The following is a 24,974-nucleotide window of genomic DNA, read 5'->3' on the forward strand; positions in this document are numbered from 1 at the left end:
CAGGCTCCTACGTCGGCGGATGGCGCCGGTAAAGGTTGTGCAAGTAATCGGTGTTCTGCAGCAGCAGGCTGGCCAGCGCCGGGTCGAAGCGGCTGCCGCTGCCTTCGCGCACTTCATCCAGCGCGTGCTGCAGGGTGTGCGGCGGGCGGTAGCAGCGCGGGCTGACCATGGCGTCGACAAAATCGGCCAGCGCCGTGATGCGCGCGGCCAGGCTGATATCGGCACCGCGCAAGCCTTGCGGGTAGCCGGCGCCATCCCAGCGCTCATGGTGTTCGTGGGCGATGCGCGCCGCCAGCTTCAGCACCGGCTGCTGCGAGCGCGACAGCATTTGCCAGCCGATATCGCTGTGGCCCTGCATGCGCGCGCGCTGCGCGGCATCGAGCGGGCCGGGCTGGTTGAGGATGGCGTCCGGGATGCCGGCGTGACCGATATCGTGCAAGGGCGCGGCCTGGCGCAGCTGGCGCACGGCGCCGGCCGGCATGTCGACCGCCTGCGCCAGCATGGCGGCGATCTCGCCCACGCGCTCGACGTGGCCGCCGGACGCGGCCGAGCGGCTTTCCAGCGCTTCGCCCAGGATGTGGATGATGGCGGCCTGGGTCGCTTCCGCTTCCTCGCGCGCCAGCAGTTTTTCGTAGGTGATGGCGACATTGGCCGAGAACATGCCGAGCAGCTCGCGCTCCGCCTCCTCGACCGGCTCGCTGAAGGACATGTACAGCAGGCTCTCATTGCCGTCGCGCGTGCGGTAATAGCAGGCGTAGTACAGGGGGCCGTAATGGTCGGCCTGCTCGGCCATGCAACGCAGGAAGGCGTCGCGCACCGGCGGCGGCAGATGCTCCAGGGTCTCCTCCGGCTGCAGGCCAGCGTAGGCCGGCGTCACGGCCAGCACTTGCAGGCGGCCCGGCTGGCGCGCCGCCGCGTAGGCGTTCAGGCGGCTGGCGCAGACGCCTTCCGCCGCATGCCCGAGCAGGGCCGAGGCCTGGTCCAGCACAGCGGAGCAGAAATGGCGCAGGTTGTCCGAATCGCACACCTGGGTGATGGCGTCGATCGAGCGGCGCAGGCCCTGCCGTGCGCGCTCCAGCCGCATCAGGTCGCGGTAGGCGCGCAGGCCGGAATAGAACACGGTGCTGAGCTTGGCGTGCGTGAGCTCGGTTTTTTCGCGGTAATCGTTGATATCGTAGGTTTTCAGCACCAGCGCCTGCGGCGCCTGGCCCGGCTGGCCGGTGCGCAGCACGATGCGCACATTGCGGTCGCCCAGCTCCTCGCGGATGTAGCGCACCAGTTCCAGGCCGGCATGCTCGGACTCCATCACCACGTCCAGCAGGACCAGGGCGAATCTGCCCGGCTCGGTGAGCTGGCCGCGCGCTTCGGCGCCGGAATAGCAGTGGGTGAAACGCACGCGGCGGCCGTCGAACTCGAAATCCGACATCACCAGCTCGGTGACCTGGTGCACGGCTTGCTCGTCGTCAACGACCAGGATATCCCATGGCGGCGCCGACGCAGCCGGGGCCGGCGTTTCCTCATCGTCGAACAACATATCGTCATCCACCATGCCCGGCCCCATGAAAGGTTGGTTATTGTAAATTATATACTGCTATAACCAGCCTGCCTTCTTAAAGCGGCGGTAGAGCGAACCGCAAACAACAGCCATCAGGGTCAGGGCGGCCGGGTAGCCGAAGCGCCAGTCCAGCTCGGGCATGTGCTTGAAATTCATGCCCCAGATGCCGGCAAACGCGGTCAGCACGGCGAAAATGGCCGCCCAGGCCGCCAGGCGCTTGTTGACCTCGCCCTCCTCCAGCGCCACCATCGACAGGTTGACCTGGATCGCGGTGCCGATTGTTTCGCGCATGGTATCGAGGGCGGCGCTGATGCGCAGCAGGTGGTCGTGGACGTCGCGGAAATACTCCTGGGTATTGCGGCAGACCGAGGGCACGCGGCCGCCGTGCAGCTTGCCGATCGCTTCCAGCAGCGGCACCACGGCATGGCGCACCTGCATGACTTTGCGCTTGAGTTCGTACAGCCGCTCGATATTGTCGCGCTGGGAGCCGGGGATGAAGATACGCTCCTCGATCTTTTCCAGCTCCATTTCCAGCGCATCGATGATGGGGAAATAGCGGTCGACCACGGCATCCATCAGGGCGTACAGCACGAAGCCGGCGCCCTGCTGCAGCAGGTGCGGCTCGCGTTCGGCGCGCGCCCGCACGCCGAGGAAGTCCTGGGTTGAATTGGAGCGGTTGGACAGCACGTAATTGGTGCCGACGAAGATATCGACCTCGCCCACGTGCAGCTCCTCGCCCTCGCGCAGCTCCAGCATCTTCACCACGATGAAGAGGGAATCGCCGTACTCCTCGATCTTCGGGCGCTGCTGGCCGCGGCCGGCATCCTCCACCGCCAGCTCGTGCAGGCCGAACTCCTCCTGCATCACCGCCAGCTCGCCCGGCGAGGCATCGCGCAGCGCCACCCAGACGAAAGCATCGTCGCGCGCCACAAAATCGCTGATATCCGCCACCGGGATATCAGCCAGCTTGCGCCCATCCTGGTAGGCGACGCAGTTAATCAGCATGCAGGCTCCTTATTATTGCAAGCCAGCAGCATAGCATTGGGGTCAGGTCTGTCAATCGGACATCGGGGTCAGGTCTGTCAATCGGACATTTTGCGGCCCGGAGCCAAACTGGAGTCAGTGGCCAAAGCCCGCAAAATGTCCGATTGTCAGACCTGACCCCGAATTTCGCAGCCGCAAAATGTCCGATTGTCAGACCTGACCCCGAATTTCGCAGCCGAGATCAATCGTCCTTCGCGCCATCAATCCCCAGCTCGGCGATTTTGCGCGTGATGGTATTGCGCCCGATCCCGAGCCGGATCGCGGCATCGTTCTTGCGCCCGTGCGTGTACTTGAGCGCAGTGCGGATCAGGGCCGATTCAAACTGCCGCCCCAGCACATCCATCACATCCTGCTGCCCGCTGCTCAGCATGCCCGCCGCCTGCAGCTCCAACAGGCTGAGCCAGCCTTCGGGCGAGGACGCCAGCGCCGGTGGCGCCAGCGGCTGCACGGTCCCGTGATGCTGCGGCATGGCACTTTCCGTCGCGTGCGCGGCGGCGGCCGGCGCGGTCTGCGCAGTGCCAGTGCCGCCCTGCCCCTGCGTCAGCTCGAGCGGCAAATCCTTCACCTCCACCGTCTGCCCCGGCGCCATTACGGTGATCCAGTTGCACAGGTTTTCCAGCTGGCGCACATTGCCCGGCAACTCCAGCTGCTGCAGGAAGGCCAGCGTGGCGTCGCTCATGCGCTTGGCTTCCACACCCAGCTGGCGCGCGCTCTGCACCAGGAAGTGGCGCACCAGGATGGGGATATCCTCGCGCCGCTCCCTCAAACTGGGCAGGCGCAGGCGGATCACGTTCAGGCGGTGGTACAAGTCTTCGCGGAACAGGCCGTCGCGCACGCGCTGTTCCAGGTTCTGGTGGGTGGCGGTAATCACGCGCACATTGGCCTTCAGCGGCGAGTGGCCGCCGACACGGTAGAAGTGGCCGTCCGACAGCACGCGCAGCAGGCGCGTCTGCAGGTCGAACGGCATGTCGCCGATTTCGTCCATGAACAGGGTGCCGCCTTCAGCCTGCTCGAAGCGGCCGCGGCGCGTGGTCTGGGCGCCGGTGAAGGCGCCGCGTTCGTGGCCGAACAGTTCCGATTCGAGCAGGTCTTTCGGGATGGCCGCCGTGTTGATGGCAATGAAGGGCTGCTCGGCGCGCGGGCTGTGCTTGTGCAGGGCGCGCGCCACCAGCTCTTTGCCGGTGCCCGATTCGCCGGTGATCAGCACCGTCACGTTCGATTGCGACAGGCGGCCGATGGCGCGGAACACTTCCTGCATGGCGGGCGCCTGGCCCAGGATTTCCGGCGTGTCGGCCGGCCCCGATTCGATGCTCGATTCGCGCAGGCTTTCGTCCAGCGCGCGGCGGATCAGCTCGACCGCCTTGTCGATGTCGAAGGGCTTGGCCAGGTATTCGAAGGCGCCGCCCTGGAAGGCCGCCACCGCCGAGTCGAGGTCGGAGAAGGCGGTAATGATGATCACCGGCAGGCCGGGATGGCGCTGCTTGACCAGCTGCAGCAGGTCGAGGCCGGAATCGCCCGGCATGCGGATGTCGGACACCAGCACCTGCGGCGTCTCGTGTTCCAGCGCGGCCACTGCGTCGCGCGCGTTGGCGAAACTGCGGGTGGCCAGGTTTTCGCGTGCTAAGGCTTTTTCCAGAACCCAGCGGATCGATTCGTCGTCGTCAACTATCCAGATTGGTTTCATGTATGTGATATCAAGGCAATGGCAATAAGATCCGGAAGTCGGTCAGTCCGGGCCGGCTCTCGCATTCGATGACGCCCATGTGCTGTTGCACGAAGGTTTGCGCCAAGGTCAGGCCCAGGCCGCTGCCGCCATCCCGGCCCGACACCAGCGGGTAGAAGATGCGGTCGCGGATCTGGGGCGGGATGCCCGGTCCGTTATCGATGATATGCAAATCTAATGCCAGCTGATAGCGCACCTTGGCCAGGGTCATCTGGCGCGCCACGCGGGTGCGGAAAACAATCTCGGCATCGCCCTGCTCGATGCGCGCGGCCAGGGCGTGGGCGGCATTGTGGGCAATGTTGAGCACGGCCTGGATCAGCTGTTCCTTGTCGCCACGGAACTCCGGCAGCGAGGCGTCATAGTCGCGCCGGATGGTCAGGCCGACCGGGAACTCGGCCAGGATCAGCGAGCGCACGCGCTCCAGCACTTCGTGGATGTTGACGTCGCCCACGATGTGCGGCCGGCGGTGCGGCGCCAGCAGGCGGTCCACCAGCGTCTGCAGGCGGTCCGCTTCCTTGATGATGACCTGGGTGTATTCGCGCAGCTGGGTCAGGTGCAGCGGCGGCAGCTCCATCTCCAGCAGCTGGGCCGCGCCGCGGATGCCGCCCAGCGGGTTCTTGATCTCATGCGCCAGGTTGCGGATCAGCTCCTTGTTGACCTGGCTCTGGTCGAGCAGGCGCTCTTCGCGGTCCTGCTTCATCTGCTGCACGATTTCGCGCAGCTCGATCAGCACCGCGCCGTCCGGCTGGTCGAGCGCGCTGGCGATCAGGTGCACGTGCAGCGCCTCGCGCCCGGCGCGCTCCAGCACCAGCTCCTGGCGCACGTCGGAGAACTTGTGCTCGCGCGCCTGGGCCACGATGTGCTCCAGCTCCTGCGGGGCGGCGAACAGGGCGCCCAGTTGCTGGCGCGCCAGCGCCTTGAGCGAGGATTCCAGCAGGTTCTCGCCGGCCGCGTTGACATACACGATGTGCCCGCCGCCATCGACGAGGACGACGGCCGACGCCAGCAGGTCCAGCCCTGCCAGTGCAGCGGGCCGGATACTGGCAGGGCTGTCTGGGATCATTTGATATTGGCTAATTCGCGCTTGAGCGCTTCCACATTCTGTTCCGAACGCGCGATGCTGTCCTTCAGGCCAGCGACGCGCTCCTGGTATTTGGCGGCATTGCGCTCGTCGGCCCGGCGTTCGGGCTCGCCGTTGTTGAACTCCTTGCGCAAATCGGCCAGCTTACGGCTTTCGGTGTTGAGTTCTTCGGTCAGGATGGCGCGGCGGTCGGCGTCGCGCGCCTTCTGCTCGGCGCTGTCGACGCGCGGGAAGTTAGCCGGCGCCACGGCCGGTGCGGCCGGCGCAGTGCTGCGGCGCGCGCCCGGTGTGGCCGCCGGCGCCGGGATCGCGGCGCCTGGCAGGTCGAGCGGCTTGCAATTCTTCCCCCGGCGGGTATCGGTCAGCTCCTTGCGGCCTTCGGCATCCACGCAGAGGAAAATTTGCTGCGCCTGCGCTGCGCCACTCACGGCCAGCAACGCCAGCCCTTGCAGTACTAAAGTGCGAGTGTTCATGCCGCGACTATACAACATCCGAAAAAAAACGCGAGGAAAGCAACAGCCAACCTCGCGTCGTCTTGCAGATTGCCGGCCAGGCCGGCAACCGCCCCCGATTACAGGGAGTAGTACATGTCGAACTCGACCGGGTGGGTGGTCTGGCGCATGCGGGTGACTTCGGTCATCTTCAGTTCGATGTAGGCATCGATCATCGAATCGGTGAACACGCCGCCGCGGGTCAGGAACTCACGGTCTTTGTTCAGGTGCTCCAGCGCTTCTTCCAGCGATGCGCACACGGTTGGGATCAGTGCATCTTCTTCCGGTGGCAGGTGGTACAGGTCTTTGGACGCTGCTTCGCCTGGGTGGATCTTGTTCTGCACGCCGTCCAGGCCGGCCATCATCAGCGCTGCGAAGCACAGGTATGGGTTGGCCAGCGGGTCCGGGAAGCGGGTTTCGATACGGCGGCCTTTTGGATTGGCCACGTGCGGAATACGGATCGAAGCGGAACGGTTGCGTGCCGAGTAAGCCAGCTTCACAGGCGCTTCGTAGCCTGGCACCAGGCGCTTGTACGAGTTGGTGCCTGGGTTGGTGATCGCGTTCAGCGCCTTGGCATGCTTGATGATGCCGCCGATGTAGTACAGGGCGAAATCGGACAGGCCGGCATAGCCGTCGCCAGCGAACAGGTTCTTGCCGTCTTTCCAGATCGACTGGTGCACGTGCATGCCGGAGCCGTTATCGCCAACGACTGGCTTAGGCATGAAGGTGGCGGTCTTGCCGTAGGAGTGGGCTACGTTCCACACCACGTATTTCAGGTTCTGGGTCCAGTCGGCGCGCTCAACCAGGGTCGAGAACTTGGTGCCGATTTCGTTCTGGCCGGCGCCAGCCACTTCGTGGTGGTGCACTTCGACCGGGATGCCCATCGATTCCAGGATCAGGCACATTTCGGAACGCATGTCCTGGAAGGAATCGACTGGAGGCACTGGGAAGTAGCCGCCTTTCACGGTCGGACGGTGGCCGGAGTTGCCGCCGTCGATGTCCTTGTCGGTCGACCAGGAGGCTTCGTCGGAGTCGATCTTGACCATGGCGCCGGACATGTCGATCTTCCACTTCACGGAGTCGAAGATGAAGAATTCTGGCTCTGGGCCGAAATAGGCGGTGTCGCCCAGGCCGGAGGATTTCAGGTAGGCTTCAGCGCGCTTGGCGATGGAGCGTGGGTCGCGGTCGTAGCCCTTGCCGTCCGACGGTTCGATCACGTCGCACTGCATGAACAGGGTGGTTTCTTCGAAGAATGGGTCGATATTGGCAGTTGCCGGGTCCGGCAGCAGGATCATGTCCGAAGCTTCGATGCCCTTCCAGCCGGCGATCGAGGAACCGTCGAAGGCGTGGCCCGACTCAAATTTGTCGATGTCGAAATGGGATACAGGCACGGTTACGTGCTGTTCTTTACCACGGGTATCGGCGAAACGGAAGTCCACGAACTTGACTTCGTGATCTGCTACCATCTTCAGAACGTCTGCGGCGGTCATTGCCATTGCATATCTCCTAAGTGAAAAAACTGCCGCTGCCTCTTGGGCGCGGCAAACGCTGATGGTACATTAAGCAGAAATCATGCCAGCCAAATCCCTGCAAAGAACGACTGAAAGCCGCACCATGCGGGTGCGTTTACCGATTATCGCACCACTGTGGTGCATTTTCGCACCGATTAGTGCAAATGCATCGTTGTGGTGCAGTCATCATAAAGGAAAATACATGAGTTCCAAGCCTGAAATCCTCGACCATGCACGCAAACGCGACACGTCCCTGCCCTATGCCGGTGCGGTGACCCCACATGAGGCATACGAGCTGCTGAAGTGCGACCCGCATGTGCGCCTGGTGGATGTGCGCACCAACGCGGAACGGGATTGGGTGGGACGGGTGTCGATCCCGGCCGAGCAGCATGTGGCGGTGCAGTGGAATGTGTATCCGGGCGGCACGCCGAACCCGGATTTCCTGGGGCAGCTGGCAGCGGCGGTGCCGGGCAAGGAGACGGTGATCGTTTTCCTGTGCCGCTCCGGCGTGCGCTCGCGCCACGCGGCCAAGGCCGCCACCGAGGCGGGCTATACCCAGTGCTATGACATCCTGGAGGGGTTCGAAGGCGACAAGGACGCCAACGGCCATCGCAAGACCGTGGGCGGCTGGTGCAAGGCCGGCCTGCCCTGGGCCGGCGCCTGATCGGCAACCTCGGCCCGCAGCCGCCGCATAGCGGTGTCTGACCCTGCGGGTCAGACACCGGTTTATCGGTTTAAAGCGCGTAATTCAACCGCGCATAAACAAACCGCCCGCTACGCCCGAACGGCGAATAGTTGGAGTACGGCGCGTTCCCCGTCCCATTCAGCGCCGCCGGATACGCATCCGGATACTGGTCGAACATATTCTCCACGCCCAGCGCCGCCGTCAGGCGCTGGGTGAGCTTGTAGCGCCCTTCCAGGTCGACCAGAGTCTTGGCTGTCATCCAGAAGTCCAGCGCAGCCGTGGTCCCCGGCTGCAGCACCTTGCCATAGCGGGTCGCGCGCAAGGTGCCGCTCCAGGCGCCCAGCGTGTGGTTGACGCTGGCGGTGAACTTGGTTTGCGGCGTACCGTGTTCAAAGGTCAGCACATTCACCCGGTCAAACAGCGGCGGCGCCGGATTCAAGGCCGCCAGCTGCGCCGTCACCGGCACCCGCGTCACTTCGGTCTTGGTGTAGTTGCCGGCCAGCGTAAAGTCAAACCTGCCGTAGTCCGGTGCATTCCACGGATAGTTCGCCACCACATCCACGCCGCGCGTGGTGGTATCGACCCCGTTGATGAAGAAGCGCGCCCCGCCATCGTCGAAACCGCGCGCCACCAGGTAGCTGCGCACATTCGCCTGCAGCAGGTTTTCCGACAGTACGATGCGGTCGCGGATCTTGATCTGGAAGGCGTCGAGCGTGAAGCTGGCCTTGCCCGCCTTGGCCACCGCGCCCAGCGAGAAGTTGGTCGACTTTTCCGCATCCAGCGGCTTGGCGCCAAGCGCCACCGCCGCCGGATCGCTCGGTTTGAAGGTGGTGATGTCGTACGGGACGCCGTTGATGAAGTTGATCGCGGTCGATGTGAAGTACTGTTGCTGCGGCGACGGCGCGCGGAAGCCGTTCTGCACCGAGCCGCGCAGTGCAAAGGCCGGCGTGAAGTTGTAGCGCGCCGCCAGCTTGCCCGACCAGTTGTTGCCGAAGTCGGAGTAATGTTCACCGCGCACAGCAAACGATGCCAGCAAGTCAGCGCTCAGGTTGGCCTCGACGTCGGCATACACCGAATACGCCCTGCGGCTGGCATCGCGCGCATCGCGCGGCTGGAAGCCCGGGAACACCTGCGCGCCCGAAGCGGTCTTGCGGCCGTCCGGCAGCAGCACGCCGCCGTTGCGCCAGGAGTCCGGTTCGCCGGCATGCAGCGCGTAGCCCTCGCGCCGCGCTTCGGCGCCCACTGCGAGGTTAAGCGGCGAAGACAGGCCCACCTCGAACTGCCGCACCCCGGACAAATTGAACGTCAGCTGGTCGTACTCAAAACCGCCGGCATCGAACACGGTCTTGGAAGCCGGTCCCAGCGAACGGTTCAGCGTATTCTCGATGGTGAAGTCCATCTTGTTCTCGCCGTAGGTGAGCGAGCTGTCCATGTCCCAGCCGCCCGCCGTCCAGGTGGCGCCGAAGGCCGCGCTGAAGTCGGACACCTCCGGCGCGATGATCGGCAGGTAGCCATTGGGGTAGATCTCGATCGTATTGGTTTCCTGCACGGCGCGGCGGAAGAAGCCGCCGCCGCGGCCATCGCGGCCCTGGTAGCTGGTCCAGCCATACAGCTTGACGCCACCGGCCAGGTCATAGCCGGCGTTGGCGAAGAAGGTATTCTGCTTCAGCTCCGGCTCGCCGTACCAGGCATTGAAGCGGTTGAAATTCGCTTCGCGCGGATCGAAGGCGCCGTTCACCAGCGGGTACTGCTGGCGCACGTCCCAGCCCGAGCGTTCGGTGTGGTGCTGGCGCTTGCGCTCCAGCGCCAGCGTCAGGAAGCCGGCCTCGCCCAGCTCCATGCCTTTCCACAGGCTGAAGGTGGCGGTGTTGCCGTCCTTGCGCTCGCGCGAATTCTGCGTGCCCCAGGTGGCGCCGGCGGGCGGTGCGCCCGGGTTGAATTCATACTCGGTATCGCGGCGGCCGTAGCTCACGCTGGCCTCGCCGCCCGTGCGGTCATTGCGCAGGCGGACGTTGATCACGCCGGCAATCGCATCCGAGCCATATTGCGCCGAGGCGCCATCGCGCAGCACCTCGATGGTCTTCACGATGCCGGATGGGATGGTGTTCATATCCACCGCCGCCGAACCGCGGCCGATGGTGCCGTTCAGGTTGACCAGCGAGGAAGCGTGGCGGCGCTTGGAGTTGACCAGCACAAGGGTCTGGTCGGGTGCCAGGCCGCGCAAGGTGGCGGGGCGGATGGTGTCGGTGCCGTCGGCCAGGCCGGGGCGCGGGAAGTTCAGCGAAGGCAGCGCCACCGACAGCGCCTGCGTGATTTCGGGCACGCCGTTGTTCTTGATGGCGTCGGCGCTGATCACGTCCACCGGCGCGGTGGTGTCGAGCACCGTGCGGTTCGAGACGCGCGTGCCGGTAACGACGACGGTGGCGGAGTTTTCCGCGGCGGGCGCTTCCTGTGCCCAGGCGGTGCTGGTAGCGAACAGCGAGGCGATGGTGACTGCGAGCAGCTGCTTCCTTGGTACGGTTCTATGCATATGCGTTCTCCGAAAAGTTAAGCCAGTTTCACTCCCTTGGCTTATCTTTCCGGTAAGGCTGCGTGACTGTCAACCAATGTTCTCGCGAACACAACACTTTTACGTGTTTGTACGTACGCGCTGCCGCACAAACTCGATATGGTTGCGCAGGCCGTAGAATTCATCGGCAAAAGACAGCGGCACGGTCAGGCGGTTCACGCGTTCCTCGATCTGGTCCAGGCGGCGCAGCAGTTCCTCGGCCGGCTTGCCTTCGTCCACGCCCTGTTCCACTGAGCGCAGCTGGCCGTACCAGCGGTAGACGCGCGAGCGGATGCGCCAGACATAGAGCGGCGGCACCACGCGCGACAGCGGCAGCACCAGCGCGCCGACGGCCAGCAGCACCACCCACAGGCGGTCGAACAGGTTGGCCAGCCAGAAGCTCATATAGCGTTGCAGGAAAGGCGGACCATCCTTGTAGAACTTGGCCGCTTCGTGCGCGACCGGGATTTCGGTGTAGCGCGGCGACGGGAACTGCCCTTGCTGCTGGAACCAGCCGGCGCCGCTGTGGATGCCGCTGGCGGCCTGCACGAACAGGTCGACCAGGGCCGGATGCAGGTCTTCGCGCGCGACCAGCGTGGCGGTGGGGGCGATCAGCTGGTAGTCGCGCGATGGCAGGTCGCGCCCCAGGTCGACAATGCCGCGCGGCAGGGTGACGTGGCTGAGGAACGGCAGGCGGCGCGCGTAGGCTTCGGCCTGGGTGAAGTCGAACAGCTTGATGCCAGGCGTCATCAGCAGCATCTGGATCAGCGGGTCGTCCGGCGCGGCGGCGAACACCAGGGCGTCGATGCGGCCTTCCAGCAGCTCCACCGTGGCGGGCGTGTTTTCCAGCGCGCTGGCGGTGAAGTCGCCCGGCATCACGCCATTCACCTGCAGCACCTGGCGGAACAGGCGCGGGGCGCCGCTGCCTTCCGGGCCGAGGTTGATTTTCAGGCCTTTCAGTTTGGTCAGGCTGGTGACGGCTTTCTTCTCGCGCATGAAGAGCCAGAGCGGCTCGGTAAACAGGCTGCCCAGCGAGACCAGGCCGCGCCGTTCGGCGTCGGCTTCGTTGGTGGAGCCGCTTTGCACGAAGGCGATGTCGGTCTCGCCTTTGTTCAGGCGCTGCAGGTTTTCCTGCGATCCCTGGCTGGGCTGCAGGTTGACCTTGATCCCGTGCCGGGCCATGGCTTGCTGGTAGCGCTTGCCGATGTTTTCGTAGGCGCTGTTTTCCTGGCCGGTGGAGAGGTTGACCACGCGCGGCGGCGTGGGGTCGATGATCCAGAAGGCCAGCGCGCAGGCGGCGATGATCAGCAGGACGGTGGGGGCGACGGAAACCAGCAGGTCGCGCAGGCTGAATTGGGTGAACTTGATGAGCTTCATGGGGGCATTTTAACCCGGTGAACCAGGGTCTGACCCAAGGGTCAGACCCCGTCCGTGCAGCCGCCATTGGTCGGGTCAGACCCTTGGGTCTGACCCGGGTTTACCGGGTTTAGCGCGCGCCGCAGGCGCGCAAGGGCGCGGCAGGGACAGCCGCCGCAGTCGTGGCCAACGTCGCCGCCGGCAGCACCGCCCCCGGCGCATTGGCAACGGCCACCACGGGCGCCGGCTTCTGCTGGCCCGGCTCGATCAGCGGCATCAGCGAAGGCGCCAGCACCGTCAGCAGCTGCACCGGCAGCGCCGACGTGAAATCGTAGTTCTTCGACTCCGGCCCATGCACATACGCCGTCATCGAGCCGAAGAAACGCTCGCCGATATTGAACACGAACGTCGCCGAGCGGTTCACATAGCGCGACTCGATCAGGCGCCCGCCCGCCGCATACACGTCGAAGCGCTGGTCGCCGGTACCGGTCTTGCCGCCGACCGGGATCACCTGCCCATCCGCACCGACGAAGGCCGTCTTCACGCGCCGCGCCGTGCCGTCCGACACCACCTCGCGGATCGCATCGCCCAGCGCGCGCGCCACTTCCGGCGACAGCACCTGCTCGTTGGACGAGGACTTGTTGCGCGCCAGCGTGGTCTCGTACGGCGTACCGGCGGCGAAATGCAGCGACTCGATGCGCTGCGTGGTCTTGCGCACGCCGCCGTTGACGATAATGCCCATCATCTCAGCCAGCGCCGCCGGACGGTCGGCCGAGGCGCCCAGCGTGGTCGCGTACGACGGCACCAGCGAATCGAACGGGTAGCCCATCTTTTTCCACTGGCGGTGCACGCCCATGAAGGCTTCCATCTCCAGCAGGCCGGCGATGCGCTTGTCCTGCGCATGCTTGCGGTGGGTCTTGAACAGCCACTGGTAGACCTCCTGGCGCTCCTTCTCGCTGGCGGCGACCGCGTCGGACAGGGAAGCGCCCTGGTTCTGGTGCAGGTAGGCCACCAGCCACAGTTCGAGCGGGTGCACCGCCGCCAGGTAGCCGCGGTCGGCCAGGTTCCATTTGTCGATCGCGTACTGCTCGTACATCTTGGCCAGGCGCTCGTCCGGCACGTCGTTCTGCACCTTCAGGTTGTCGTTGACGAACTTGCTGAACTCCGCCAGCGTGGCGTTCGGGTACAGCGTGCGGTGGATGGTGGCCAGGCGGATCGGCGTCGGGCGGATCGAGTCCAGCAGCACGTCGTTCAGTTCCGACGTCTTCTTGCCCTTGTACTTGGCGTAGAAGCGCACCAGGAACTCCTTGCCTTCCTTGTCGGCGAAGCGCGCCAGGTAGGCGGCGCGGCGCGGGTCGTCGGCGTCGGCCAGCACGGTCTGCGAGGAGCCCGGCATCTGGAACGAGTAGTACTTGACCACGTCGCGCATCAGGCGCACAAACACCAGGTTGGTGGAGCGGCGCAGCGCCTCGCGCACCGACATGATCTTGGAGTCGTCGTCCTTGCTGAAGTTGCCGAAGTAATGCAGGCCGCCGCCGGTGAAGAAGCCCTCGCCCGGGTTGGCCGAGTACTTGCGCTCGAGCGCCGCCTGCAGCATGGCCGGCAGGTCGCGCTTGTCCATCGGCGTCATGGCCAGGTACTCCAGGCCCCAGGCGGTCAGGCGGTCGCGCGGGTCGACCGAGATCTTCTTCAGTTCCGCCGCATCCATCGCGCCGTACTTCTTGTGCAGCTGGTCGATGATGTCCATATAGGTGACCAGGGTGCGCAGCTTGGCGGTGGAGCCCAGATCCAGCTTGGCGCCTTCGTTGATGTCCAGCGGCTGGTCGTAATTGTCGGTCTGCACGCGCAGGTAGTTGGCGTGCTCGCCGCGTTCCAGCAGCGTGAAGCTGTACACCACGTTGGCCGGGTCGCCGTTGCCCAGCAGGCCCTTGCCCGTGAGGCCGGCCTTGACCGCGGTTTCCTGGTCGCGCAGCTGGCGCAGCAGGGCGGTCACGGCGCGCTGGGTTTCCGCGTCCAGCGTGCTGCTGACGGCCAGGTCCAGGCGGTCCAGGTTGTACATGCGGTTGTCGCCCAGCAGGTTGGCCAGGTGCACGCGCACCGCGTTGGAGGCCTTCTTGGTCACATACGACATCGGCGGCGCGGCCTGCAGGCCGTTGCCCTTGGCCGGATGCAGCTTCACCTGCAGCGCGGCGTCGCGCAGCTGCGGCGTGATGATGCCGGCGCTGGCCAGCAGGCGCAGGTGGCTGTTGGCCAGCACTTCCAGGTCTTCGTCGCCGTCGCCCAGGTAGTAGCTCGGGCGGCGCTGTGCGATCAGCAGCGACAGCGCTTCCTTGAACGCCAGGGCGCTGCCCGGCTGGTCCATTTTGCCGCCCAGCAGGTGCGCCACTTCATCGAAATCGCGGCCGTACCAGACCCACATGCCGTCGCCGATGCCATTCACCTCGCCGTAGCCCGGCTTGGCCGACAGCGGCACGGTGTTGAGGTAGTCGACCACGATCTGGCGCCGCACCTTGGTGGTGTCCTCGCCCTGCTGGTAGGCGCGCAGGGTGGCCGACACCATCTGCTGCAGCTTGTCCTTCATGGAGCCGGTGCGGCCTTCCGGCGAGTGGCGGTACTTCTCGATCTGGGTGGCCAGGGTGGAGCCGCCGGCCGCGCGGTGGCTGCCCAGCCCGACCGCGCCCATCGATTTTTCCAGGATGGCCTTGGACAGGCGGTCCCATTCCACGGCCGGGTTGCGTTTCGGGTATTTATTGTCGAGCAGCTCGCGGTTCTCGATGAACAGCAGGCTTTGCACCAGCGCGGTCGGGGTCTGCTCGAAGCTGCCGTAAATGCGCTCCGGATAGCTGGCCGAGAACAGCGGCTGCGCGCGGCAGTCGAAAATGGTCAGGCCAGTGCGGGTCTTTTCGCGGTAGGTCGCGAACACGCCCATATCGGTCAGCTCCACCATCTTGGGCGAGAAGCGCGCCTGCGAAATGATTTCGTAGTCGCGCGCTTTCAGCTTGTCCAGGTAATCCGGCAGGTTGGCGTAGCCAAGGCGCTCGTCGTACGGGCTGTCGTGCGGGTAGCGGATCGACTTGCTCGGCCCCGGCTCCACTTTATAGGTCAGCTGACTGACCAGGTCCGTGAACAGGCGCGCCTGCATCGTCGAGGTGCGGGTCTCGTGGTAGCCCCAGAAACCGGCCACGGTCAGCAGCACCAGGATGAGCACAATGAGGGCATTGCGCGAACGCGAACCTTTTTTCGGTTCCGATGGTGGTGGTGGTGCGGGCTCGGTAGGGTCGTAAGGGCTTGTTTCGTGATCTTGTTGGGAAGGCATAGGTACCGAGCGCAAACGCCGCCTGTTGCCGCCATATCCAACCGCTGCCGCGCCAGCGCGCATTTTGCGCACCACACGAACGACAACGCGGGGCCGGCGAAAACGACGATTGCTTAACATAGTGTTCAAACCGGACAATACATGCAGAGTATTTCTGCTTGATTACCATTGCACCACAACGGCGAACGGTGCACGGGGCAAGACGCAAAAAATTTAAACTTGACGTAGTACTTTCGCAAAAAAACAACGGCGCCCCACGCCGTTTGTGAGCGCCGTTGCAAGAGCTGTTAACACCCTTTTCACACTGTTGAATCAGGGCTTCGCGTACTCCACATTCAAGGCGTCGAGTTCGCGGCACATGTGGGCAAACGCCGCTTCGCACTGGGCCGGATCGCCCTTCACGCCAAGCTCGATGTGGCGCCGCGTTTTCGCATCGCCGACGCTGGGCAGGCTGAACACTTTGATGCGCGGCCAGGCCGCTTCCAGCGCCAGCATCAGCGGCGTCAGGGCCGCTTCCGCTGCCTCGTACACTAGCACCGATTGCTCAGCGCGCGGCTCACGATTGAACAGGTCCGCATAGTGGTTGTCCAGCACCCATTCGATCATGGGCCAGGCCATGACCGGGAAGCCGGGCACGAAGTAATGCGTGCCATGCGCGAAACCGGCCACATTGTTATAAGGATTCGGAATCAGTGCAGCGCCTTGCGGGAATTCGGCCATCTGCAGGCGCTGCAGGTTGTCCGGCGCATCCAGGTCGGCCACTTCGCCCTTCTCCTGCGCCACCTGGCGGATGCGCTGCTGGATACCTTCCTTGGCACCCTGGTGCATCACCAGCGGCACACCAAGTGCGGCGGCGGCGGCCTGGCGCGTGTGGTCGTCCGGCGTGGCGCCGATGCCGCCGCAGGAGAACACGATATCGCCGCTGGCGAAGGTGCGCTTGAGGGTGGCGGTGATGCGCGCGCGGTCGTCGCCCAGGAATTCGGCCCAGCCCAGTTGCAGGCCGCGCGCCGCCAGCAGCTGCACCACTTTGGGGAAATGCTGGTCGACCCGTTTTCCCGACAGGATTTCGTCGCCGATGATGATCAGTCCGATTGGCATAGGCTTTCCTCAAAAGGTGCGTGGCGCAGCTGGGCCAGGGCTTGCAGGCAATAATATTCAAACCACAGGCCGGTGAAGATGAATATTACGACATACACCCAGATCGAGGCCGCCAGCAGGATCGGGAAGAAGGCTATCGCGGCGGCCGCGCCGCCGACCCAGACCAGGGCCGGCAGCGAGCCGGCCAGGCCGGACACGACGCCGATCGACATCAGCGGCCAGCGGTGCTCGCGCTGCAAGGTGGCCAGTTCCTCCGGGCTGGCGTAGTCGGCCAGCGCGTCGTAGCTCATGACGCGGCTGGTCAGCCAGCCCCACAGCAGCACGGTGGCCAGGCCGGCCAGCGGCGGGAAGATGTACAGCGGCAGGATGCACAGCCAGGCCAGCAGGAAAATGCCGAAGGCGCCCAGCGCCTTGGCCACGCCGCCCAGGATGGAGCCGCCCTGCTTTTTCTCCAGCTGCGGGAAATGGCGGCCGCCGACGTGGCGCACGATGAAAGGCATGGCGGCCACACCGATGAAGATCATGGCGGTGACGATCATCAGCGGCAGCAGCAGGAGCAGCGCGAACAGCGGCACCACGATCGAGCGCAGGCCGCCCAGGCCGATCGACTGCAGCCAGTCGCTGGTGACGCGGTACACCTCAAAGCCGACGAAATGGCCGTGCAGCCAGTCCAGCAGCGGCTGCAGGCCAAGCCAGAGCAGCAGCGCCCATAGCGCCACCGACAGGATAAAAGGGACGATGCTCAACAACAGGATCTTGCCGTGGAACTGGGACAGCAGGGCCCTGCCGTAAGCGTGGAAAACTGCGCGCATATTAATTCGGGTTCTTTCTCATATATTCAAACATCCGCTTCAGGCCCAGCCACTGCTGCGCCCAGAAACCGCGTCCGTAATCGCGGCCCGCCAGCTGGTCGCGCACGCCGGTGGCTTCGAAGCGCGGCGTGAAATTGGCGGTGCGGAAAATAATGTCCCAAAGTGGGAACAGGACGGCGAAATTGCAACCGCCCAGCGTGCCCTGCCCTTTCGATTCATGGCCGACGCCGATGGCGTGGTGCATGCGGTGGAAGCGGGGCGACACCAGCAGCCGTTCGCCGATGGGGCCGAAGTGTATACGAACATTGGCATGCTGCAGGCTTTGCACGATACGGGACAGCGACACCAGCAGCACATACTGGCTGGGCGGCACGCCGATGGCCAGCGCCAGCACGGCCATCATGATGTCGCGCAGCAGGTCGTCCAGCAGGTGGTTGCGGTCGTCGCTCCACAGGTTCATGTTCTGCTGGCTGTGGTGCAGGCTGTGCAGGCCCCACCACCAGTTGAAATGGTGCTGCGCGCGGTGGAACCAGTAATCGGCGAAGTCCAGCACCACCAGGTAAATGGCGAAGCTGGCCAGCGGGTGCATGTCGGTCACCAGGTTTTCCAGGTTGAAGGGCTGCACGCCGCCCATGTGCAGGGCGCCGGCGGCGGCGTCCATCAGCGGGTCGAGGGTGAAGAACAGCAGCAGCGGCACCAGGCCGATGCGCTGCAGCACGGTGTAGGTGAAGTCGTTCCAGCGCGCGCGCCGGTCGGTGAACTGGTGCACCGGGATGGCCGCTTCCAGCGGGCGCAGGACGAGGAACAGCAGCACCAGCTCGGCGACGCCGATCAGCAGCCACTCGGTGCCTTCGAAGGCTTCTTCGGTGACGTCGCCCATGCCGGTAATGTAGAGCAGCGGCTGGATGGCGCTTTCAAACAGCCAGCCCTGGGCCTGGCCCAGCAGGTCGAGGAGGAATTGGATCATTGGCGGTAGTCCGGGTGTTCTCGCAGGGTGGCGAAGCAGTAGCCTTTCTGCTTCAGCCCTTCAATCAGTGGTTCCAGGTTGGCCGGCGCCCAGGGGTCCTTGCGCGACCAGATGCCCATGTGGGCCATGAAGATGTCGCCGTCGCGCAGGCCGTCCAGGGCGCGCCGCAGCAGCTGGGCGTTGCTGGCAAGCTCGACCGGCAGCTCGTCGCCCGAGAAGCCGGCCGGGGTGGCCCAGGCGGCGTGCCGGTAGCCGCAGGCCTGGCCCGCCGCCAGCGTGCGCGCGCTGGTTTTGCCGCCGGGCGCGCGCCAGAACGGGTCGAGGCGCTGCCCGGTCAACTCTTCGAAGCGGCGCCCGACGCGCTGCAGCTCGGCGCAGTACTGCTGCGCGGTCCACTCCTGCACGCGGCCGGCTTGCGGGCCGAACTGGGGCTTGACGGCGATCTTGCCGTGGGCGGCGTCGCGCACGTAATAGGTGTGGTCGAAGGTATGGCTGCCGAAGGCGTGGCCTTCCGCCACCCGGTCGCGCCAGTAGCCAGCCCATGCCGGGTCGAGCGAGTAGTCGCCGTTGACGGTCTTCTCGTTGGCCAGGAAGAAGGTGGCTTTGACGCCCTGCCGCTTCAGCACGGTGGCAATCAGGCCGGCCTGCGACTGGCTGCCGGTGTCGAACGTCAGGTAGATCGTGCCGCGGCATGGCTGCCCCTGCCCCGGCGCGGATGCGCCGGCGGCGCTGCTCCAGGCGGCCAGGGGCGCGAGCACGGCCAGCGCCAGCACGCGGGCGGCGAGCGGCGCGATGCGGGCGGGCGTGGCGGCGTCCATTACATGCGGGCCGAGGAGTTGGCGAAGAAAACGCCGTGCGGCGAGCGGCCGACCGGGATCATCTTGACGACCTTCTTCTGCTGCAGGTCGATCACCGCCACTTTTTTGATCCAGCGCAGCGTGGCCCACATGTATTTGCGGTCGGCGGTGATTTCCATGCAATCGGGCCCGCCCGGCACGTCGATGGTGCCGACGTTTTCCAGCGTTTTCTGGTCGATGACGTTGATGGTGTTGGAGACCCGGTTCGACACATAGGTGAACCGCCCGTCGCCCAGCGCACGGAAATTGTGGGTGCCGGCGCCGGCCTTGATGCGCTTGACCGTCTTGCGCGCGCGCCAGTCGATCACCTCGACATAGTCGCTGCCCATGATGCCGACCAGCAGGTACTTGTCATCCGGCGTCATCGCAATGCCGGCCGGCAGCTTGCCAACCGGGAGCGTCCACAGCACGTTCTGCGTACGCAGGTCGATTGCGCTGACCTGGTCGCTGCCCTGCTGGGTGATGAAGGCGGTCGTGCTCTTCGCATCGAAGGCGATATGGCTCGGCAGCTTGGGCAGCGGCACGCGCTTGGCCAGCGTCATGTCCTTGCCGTTGTAGGTGTAGATATCGATCCGGTGCAGGCGCAGCGAGGTGGCGACGAACCATTTCTGGTCCGGCGAAAAGCCGATCTGGTACGGGTCGAGGATGTCCTTGATGCTGCGCTGTTTCTGGCCCGTGACCGGGTCCAGGAACACCAGTTCGTTGCCGACGGCGCTGGCGACGATCAGCGACTTGTTGTCGGGGGTGGCCATCAGGTGGTGCGGTTCCTTCCCTACCGGGAACGTCTGCAGGCTCTTATAGCTGGACTGGTCCAGTAACTGGACCGTGGCGTCGCGCGAATTCAACACGACGACGACGTTGGCCTGGGCCGACGGCACGCCTGCCAACAAACCACATAAAACTGCTGCGCTACGGATACTGCGGAACATGAAAAGCTCGCTTATTGTTAAGCCAGCCACTATTTTAAGGTCAATCCACTTGAGAATAGTTATTGCCGACAACATTTAAGGGGTATCTGCCGCAGATGCACTACAATCGCGGCCTAAGTCCCTCATTTCAAAGGAATCCAAATGACTATCACCACCACCGCATCCGGCCTGCAATACGACGACATCCAGGTAGGCGACGGCGCCGAAGCCAAGGCTGGCCAGAACGTCACCGTGCACTACACCGGCTGGCTGCGCAACGACGACGGCAGCAAAGGCCCGAAATTCGATTCCTCCAAAGACCGCAACGACCCGTTCGAATTCGCCCTGGGCGCCGGCATGGTGATCCAAGGCTGGGATGAAGGCGTGCAAGGCATGAAAGTCGGCGGCACCCGCCAGCTGATCATCCCTGCCAGCCTGGGCTACGGCTCGCGCGGCGCCGGCGGCGTGATCCCGCCGAACGCCACCCTGATCTTCGATGTGGAACTGCTGGGCGTATAAACCCGCGCCGGCCTAACGCAGCCACTTGCGCTGCACGGCCTCCTGCTCGGCCTTCGCATCCAGCGGCTGCCCGCTGATGCGCTGGTCGATCGCCTCCAGCACCTGGGGCGGCATTTCCGCCCCAGCCTGGCGATACTCCCCTTGCTGGCCCTTGGCCGGATTCTGCAGCGCCATCTGCACCTTCCAGCTCCCGCCCTGGCGGCACGCCAGGCCCGCCATTTCCTGCGCCGTCATGAAGCTGCGGCAGTAGACCCCTTCCTGCGACAGGAAGCTGGTGCCGATGCGCACCGGCCCGCCGCTGCCGCCCAGCTGCTGGTCCAGCGCCGTCGCCAGGCGCCCTTGCGCCACCAGCACGCCGTCGCGGCTGGCCACCGTTTCGCCATGTTCAATGGGCAGCATGCCGATGCCGAAATGGCCCACCATCACCCCCAGCACCAGCATGGCGGCCAGGGCGCCCCACTCCGGCCAGGACCAGCTGCGGCCGCGCGCGGCCTTGCGCGCGGCCTGCTGCTCGGCCTCGCGCCGCGCGCGCACCGAGTCCAGGCTGACCACCGTGGCCTGGCGCAGCGGCTGCGCCAGGCGCGGCGGCACGGCTTCCTCGGCCACCGGGGCATAGGCGGCAAACACGTTGGCGCGCATGGCCTTGTGCTGGGCCACGCGGTGCGCCAGGCTGGCGTCCTTGCGCATGGCCTCCTCCAGCGCGCGGCGCGTGACTTCGTCCAGTTCGCCATCGGCATAGGCCATCAGGACCTCGTCGGAAAAACTCTTCATGCTAACCTCGCTTGTTCCGATAAATGTTCTTGCAGGGCGCTGCGGGCGCGCACCAGGCGGCTGGTCAGGGTGCCCAGCGGGATCTCCAGCACTTCGGCTGCCTCTTTATAGGGCAGCCCCTCGACCAGCACCAGGCCAACCACCAGCCGGTGCTCTTCGCTCAGCAGGCTGACGGCTTTTTGCACGGCCATGCGCTGCTGGTGGGCTTCGGCAAAGTCGTCGCCGACGTGCTCGCCCTCTTCCTCCGGCACAAACAGCTCGCTGCGGCGGGTACGGGCGCGCACTTCGTCAATCCAGGCATTCTTGATGATGCGGAACAGCCAGCTGTCCAGGCGGGTGCCGGGCTGGTAGGAAGCGCTGTGCACGATCGCGCGCTCCACCGCCAGCTGGACCAGGTCGTCCGCATCTTCCCGGTGCCAGGCCAGGGTGCGGGCGAAGCGCCGCAGCCGCGGCAACAGCGCGGCAATGTCGTCGTGCAGGGCGTTATCGTTGTCCATCATATGTGGAGAACGAACGGGGGAGGGATTTTAATCCCGCCTTCCATCGTTATTACTGATTAGATACCGATAGCCTATATTATCATCCGACCATGCCAAGCCTGCGCCCGTCTCGTCTCCTGTTGCGTTCCTGCCGCTGCCTGCTGCTCGCCCTGGGCGCGCTGGCTGCTGCCGCGCCGGCCTGGGGCCAGCTCGGCTTGCCGGGCGTGCCGCAATTGCCAGGCGGACTGGGCGGACAGCTGCCGTCGCGGCTGGAGGATGGCGGCTTGCGCAGCCGGCTGCGCGAGCGCGTGCTGGATATGACGGAACTGCCGCGCCAGGTGGCATCGCTCGACCAGCTGCGGCTGGCCACCATCCGCGACCTGCTGGCGCGCCACCCGGCGCAGCTGGAAGCCGATCCGCGTGGCTTCCCCATCGTCCGGCGCGAAATCCTGGCCTGGTCGCCGTCGGCGGCCGGACTGGCGGCGGCCACGGCGGCCGGCCTGGACGTGGCCAGCCGGCAGGACATGCCCGAAGTCGGGCAAACGCTGGTGGTCTTGCGCGTGCCCGACGGCGTCGCCACGGCGGCGGCACTGGACGCCCTGCGCGCGGCCGACCCGGAGGGTGTTTACGATTTCAACCATGTCTATACCGGCGCCGAAGGCGGCGCGGGTGCTGCGCCCGCCAGCGGCGCGGGGGCGGCGACTGGCGGCGCGGTGGGCGGCACGGCGGGCGATGTGCGCATCGGGCTGGTGGACAGCGGGGTCGATGCGCGGCACGAAGTGTTCGCGGATGCCCGCATCGTGCGCTGGGGCTGCGACGGCGCTGCCGTCCCTGCCCCGCACGGGACGGCGGTGGCGGCCCTGATGGTGGGGAAGTCGGCCCGCTTCAGCGGCGCGGCGCCGGGCGCGCGCCTGTTCGCGGCGGATATCTATTGCGACCAGCCTGCGGGCGGATCGGCCAGCCGGATCGTGCAGGCCCTGGCGTGGCTGGCGCGCGAGCAAGTGGGCGTGATCAACATCAGCCTGGTGGGGCCGGCCAACCGGACCCTGGGCAGCACCGTGGCGGCGCTGGTGGCGCGTGGCCACCTGCTGGTGGCGGCGGTCGGCAACGATGGCCCGAACGCGCCGCCCCTGTACCCGGCCAGCTATCCCGGCGTGGTCGGCGTGAGCGCGGTCGATCCCAAACGGCGCCCGCTGCCGGAGGCGGCGCGCGGGCCGCAAGTCATGTTCGCGGCGCCGGGCAGCCAGATGGCGGCGGCGGCCATCGGCAGCCCGCCTTACAAGATGGTGCGCGGGACCAGCTTCGCCGCGCCTTTGGTGGCGGCGCTGCTGGCGCCGGAGCTGCCCGCGCCCGCGCCCAGCCAGGCAGCGCGCGCCCTGGCCACTTTGTCCGCAGGCGCCGTGGCGGCGGGCGACGGCACCGGGCGCGGCGTAGTGGGTGAAAACCTGCGCGTCCCGCCTTCCAGCTTCCGCTGAAATTTTTTTCTTGGATGGAGGGATTAAATCCCCGATCCGGTTCGTTCTCTGTATGAAAGCGGCGGATTTCCCGCGGCAAGACTCAGGAGAACAGACATGAATACCAAGCTCGCAAACTTCATCGGCAGCGCACTGATTACCCTTGCCAGCGCAGGCACCGTCGCCCATGCCGGCCCACTGGGCGGCGCCCTGGGCGGCAATATCGGCGGCGCGATCGGCGGCGGACTGGGTGGAGGTTTTGGCGGCGGCATGGGGGCGATGCGGGGCGGCATGACGGGCGATATCGCCGGTCGCGCCGTACGCGGTTCCCAGCGTAGCCTGGACGCCAGCGGCAGCGTGGATGGCGCGGCCAAGCTGGCGCGCGACACCGGCGCCGCATCCGGCGGCGCGAACGATGGCGCCGGCAAACCGGCAGGCGGCGTCGCAGGCGATGCCAATGGCGCTTCCAGCCTCGGCGCCACGCTGGCGCGCAGCACAGGCGCGATGACGGGCGGCGCAAACGGTGCGGCAACGGGCGGCGCGAACGCCGCCTCCGGCGTTGGCGGCATGCTGCCGCGCGCCGCAGGTGCGGCGGCCGGCAACGCAAACGGCACGGCAAGCGGCGCGGCGGACGGCTCCGCAGCCGGCACGGCGAGCGGCCCGGCGACGGGCGGCGCGAACACGGCGCCTGGCATCGGCGCCAACCTGGTGCGCGGCGCCGGCGAGATGACCGGCCGCGCGGACGGCGCGGCCACGGGCGGCGCAAACGCCGCCTCCGGCGCCGGCGGCATCCTGCCACGCGCGGCGGGTGCGGCGAGCGGCAACGCGAACAGCGTGGCAAGCGGCGCGGCGGACGGAACCAGCGCCAGCACGGCGAGCGGCCCAGCGACGGGTGGCGCGACAGGCGGCGCAAACGCGGCGCCTGGCATCGGCGCCAAACTGGCACGCGGCGCCGGCGAAATGACCGGCGGCGCGAACGGCGCGGCAGCCGGTGCGGCGGCCGGCAACGCTGGCAGCGCGCCCAAGGGCGCGGCGGAAAACGGCGAGGCGAATGGCGCGGCAAACGGTAACGCCGCCATGTCCCCGCTGCCGCTGCGCCGTGCCGCCAACGGTGCGGCAGATGCCTCGGCGGCAGGCCAATCCAGCGCCCGCAGCGCAGCAAAGCGCGGCACCGGCAGCGCTGCAAACGCAGCCGCCCCAGCGCCGCGCAGCGTCTCCGCCAACGCCGGCGTGAATGCCGGTTTCAGCGCCCAAGCCGGCAAAAACGCCGCCGTTGAAGGCTCCAGCCAATAAACCAGCGGGCTGTGACGGCTCGCCGCAAAACCTTAAACTAGGCGAGGTTTTCGTTCAAATGAAGCGGAAATTTCGTAGCGAGCCAGTCACTATATGGTCTTCTTCAAAAAAGGGTGAACACTTTTTTCAATTAATGTGCTAATCTGCGCGCTCCATTAACCAAGGAGGTAGTAATGAAAAAAGGCGAACTGATTGCAGAATTTGCGAAGCGCACCGAAATGTCCGGCGCCGCCGCTAACGACGCAATTAACACCCTGATCGCGATCGTTACCGAGCGTCTGAAAAAGGGCGACACCGTTGGCATCACCGGTTTCGGCACCTTCTCCGTCGCCAAGCGCGCAGCCCGCAAAGGCCGCAACCCAGCAACCGGCGAAGCGATCAAGATCGCTGCATCCAAGACCCCTAAGTTCTCGGCTGGCGCGACCCTGAAAGCCGCTGTGAACCCAACCAAGAAGAAGTAATTCTTCCGGCGTACCGCCAGAACGGCGGTTCAAGATTGGCCGCCA

General features: G+C 65.8%; 21 protein-coding genes. 5 read left to right on the top strand and 16 right to left on the bottom strand.

What is annotated here, in order from left to right; all coding sequences use genetic code 11:
* Positions 1-7 precede the first annotated feature (7 nt).
* The 6 genes from ACE3TQ_RS00275 to glnA form a co-directional block, all read right to left on the bottom strand.
* Positions 8-1,534: an HD domain-containing phosphohydrolase gene (locus tag ACE3TQ_RS00275; protein ID WP_374579886.1), complete on the bottom strand. Its 1,527-nt coding sequence runs from the start codon at positions 1,532-1,534 to the stop codon at positions 8-10.
* Positions 1,535-1,591: 57 nt separating this feature from the next.
* Entirely contained in the window at positions 1,592-2,560 is a 969-nt protein-coding gene (corA, locus tag ACE3TQ_RS00280) for a magnesium/cobalt transporter CorA (protein ID WP_374579887.1), read from the bottom strand.
* Between the two features lie 220 nt (positions 2,561-2,780).
* Entirely contained in the window at positions 2,781-4,283 is a 1,503-nt protein-coding gene (gene ntrC, locus ACE3TQ_RS00285; RefSeq protein WP_374579888.1) for a nitrogen regulation protein NR(I), read from the bottom strand.
* 10 nt (positions 4,284-4,293) lie between these two features.
* Positions 4,294-5,385, bottom strand: a complete 1,092-nt coding sequence (gene glnL, locus ACE3TQ_RS00290; RefSeq protein ID WP_374579889.1) for a nitrogen regulation protein NR(II) — start codon at positions 5,383-5,385, stop codon at positions 4,294-4,296.
* Positions 5,382-5,876 (bottom strand): DUF4124 domain-containing protein, encoded by a 495-nt coding sequence (locus ACE3TQ_RS00295; RefSeq protein ID WP_374579890.1) that lies wholly within the window; start codon positions 5,874-5,876, stop codon positions 5,382-5,384. Before ACE3TQ_RS00295 ends, glnL begins: the two co-directional genes overlap by 4 nt.
* Before the next feature lie 98 nt (positions 5,877-5,974).
* Positions 5,975-7,390 (bottom strand): type I glutamate--ammonia ligase, encoded by a 1,416-nt coding sequence (glnA, locus tag ACE3TQ_RS00300; RefSeq protein ID WP_374579891.1) that lies wholly within the window; start codon positions 7,388-7,390, stop codon positions 5,975-5,977.
* Between the two features lie 217 nt (positions 7,391-7,607).
* Between glnA and ACE3TQ_RS00305 the strand changes: the two genes are divergently transcribed.
* A complete protein-coding gene (locus ACE3TQ_RS00305) occupies positions 7,608-8,069 on the top strand; it encodes a rhodanese-like domain-containing protein (RefSeq protein WP_374579892.1) in 462 nt (153 codons plus the stop codon).
* 70 nt (positions 8,070-8,139) lie between these two features.
* Here the strand turns inward: ACE3TQ_RS00305 and ACE3TQ_RS00310 are convergent, their stop codons facing one another.
* The 8 genes from ACE3TQ_RS00310 to ACE3TQ_RS00345 form a co-directional block, all read right to left on the bottom strand.
* Positions 8,140-10,620, bottom strand: a complete 2,481-nt coding sequence (locus tag ACE3TQ_RS00310; protein ID WP_374579893.1) for a TonB-dependent receptor plug domain-containing protein — start codon at positions 10,618-10,620, stop codon at positions 8,140-8,142.
* A gap of 99 nt (positions 10,621-10,719) precedes the next feature.
* Positions 10,720-12,015 carry a TAXI family TRAP transporter solute-binding subunit gene (locus ACE3TQ_RS00315; RefSeq protein WP_374579894.1) on the bottom strand — a complete coding sequence of 432 codons (1,296 nt, stop codon included), beginning with the start codon at positions 12,013-12,015 and terminating at the stop codon, positions 10,720-10,722.
* 109 nt (positions 12,016-12,124) lie between these two features.
* Positions 12,125-15,310, bottom strand: a complete 3,186-nt coding sequence (locus ACE3TQ_RS00320; protein ID WP_374579895.1) for a transglycosylase domain-containing protein — start codon at positions 15,308-15,310, stop codon at positions 12,125-12,127.
* Positions 15,311-15,622: 312 nt separating this feature from the next.
* A complete protein-coding gene (locus ACE3TQ_RS00325) occupies positions 15,623-16,408 on the bottom strand; it encodes a competence/damage-inducible protein A (protein WP_374579896.1) in 786 nt (261 codons plus the stop codon).
* Positions 16,393-17,220 carry an EI24 domain-containing protein gene (locus tag ACE3TQ_RS00330; protein ID WP_374579897.1) on the bottom strand — a complete coding sequence of 276 codons (828 nt, stop codon included), beginning with the start codon at positions 17,218-17,220 and terminating at the stop codon, positions 16,393-16,395. Before ACE3TQ_RS00330 ends, ACE3TQ_RS00325 begins: the two co-directional genes overlap by 16 nt.
* Position 17,221: 1 nt before the next feature.
* Positions 17,222-18,187 (bottom strand): sterol desaturase family protein, encoded by a 966-nt coding sequence (locus ACE3TQ_RS00335; protein WP_374579898.1) that lies wholly within the window; start codon positions 18,185-18,187, stop codon positions 17,222-17,224.
* Complete coding sequence (locus ACE3TQ_RS00340) at positions 18,184-19,005, bottom strand: polysaccharide deacetylase family protein (RefSeq protein WP_374579899.1); 822 nt, start codon at positions 19,003-19,005, stop codon at positions 18,184-18,186. The genes ACE3TQ_RS00335 and ACE3TQ_RS00340 overlap by 4 nt, the downstream gene beginning before the upstream one ends.
* Positions 19,005-19,973 carry a cytochrome D1 domain-containing protein gene (locus ACE3TQ_RS00345; protein WP_374579900.1) on the bottom strand — a complete coding sequence of 323 codons (969 nt, stop codon included), beginning with the start codon at positions 19,971-19,973 and terminating at the stop codon, positions 19,005-19,007. The genes ACE3TQ_RS00340 and ACE3TQ_RS00345 overlap by 1 nt, the downstream gene beginning before the upstream one ends.
* Before the next feature lie 141 nt (positions 19,974-20,114).
* Between ACE3TQ_RS00345 and ACE3TQ_RS00350 the strand changes: the two genes are divergently transcribed.
* Positions 20,115-20,471, top strand: a complete 357-nt coding sequence (locus ACE3TQ_RS00350) for an FKBP-type peptidyl-prolyl cis-trans isomerase (RefSeq protein ID WP_374579901.1) — start codon at positions 20,115-20,117, stop codon at positions 20,469-20,471.
* A gap of 12 nt (positions 20,472-20,483) precedes the next feature.
* Here ACE3TQ_RS00350 and ACE3TQ_RS00355 read toward each other — a convergent pair whose 3' ends face one another.
* Together ACE3TQ_RS00355 and ACE3TQ_RS00360 are read right to left on the bottom strand one after the other, a co-directional pair.
* Positions 20,484-21,242, bottom strand: a complete 759-nt coding sequence (locus tag ACE3TQ_RS00355) for an anti-sigma factor (RefSeq protein ID WP_374579902.1) — start codon at positions 21,240-21,242, stop codon at positions 20,484-20,486.
* The gene (locus ACE3TQ_RS00360; RefSeq protein ID WP_374579903.1) at positions 21,239-21,742 is read right to left on the bottom strand and encodes an RNA polymerase sigma factor; all 504 of its coding nucleotides are present in this window, start codon (positions 21,740-21,742) and stop codon (positions 21,239-21,241) included. The genes ACE3TQ_RS00355 and ACE3TQ_RS00360 overlap by 4 nt, the downstream gene beginning before the upstream one ends.
* Positions 21,743-21,831: 89 nt before the next feature.
* Here ACE3TQ_RS00360 and ACE3TQ_RS00365 point away from each other — a divergent pair, with 89 nt between their 5' ends.
* The 3 genes from ACE3TQ_RS00365 (at position 21,832) to ACE3TQ_RS00375 (ending at position 24,929) form a co-directional block, all read left to right on the top strand.
* Entirely contained in the window at positions 21,832-23,196 is a 1,365-nt protein-coding gene (locus ACE3TQ_RS00365) for a S8 family serine peptidase (protein WP_374579904.1), read from the top strand.
* Between the two features lie 96 nt (positions 23,197-23,292).
* A complete protein-coding gene (locus ACE3TQ_RS00370) occupies positions 23,293-24,468 on the top strand; it encodes a hypothetical protein (RefSeq protein ID WP_374579905.1) in 1,176 nt (391 codons plus the stop codon).
* Between the two features lie 173 nt (positions 24,469-24,641).
* Positions 24,642-24,929 (top strand): HU family DNA-binding protein, encoded by a 288-nt coding sequence (locus tag ACE3TQ_RS00375; protein WP_057261775.1) that lies wholly within the window; start codon positions 24,642-24,644, stop codon positions 24,927-24,929.
* Positions 24,930-24,974: the final 45 nt, after the last annotated feature.

The organism is Pseudoduganella sp. (assembly GCF_041914865.1).
In the GTDB taxonomy this organism is placed as follows: Bacteria; Pseudomonadota; Gammaproteobacteria; order Burkholderiales; family Burkholderiaceae_D; genus Rugamonas.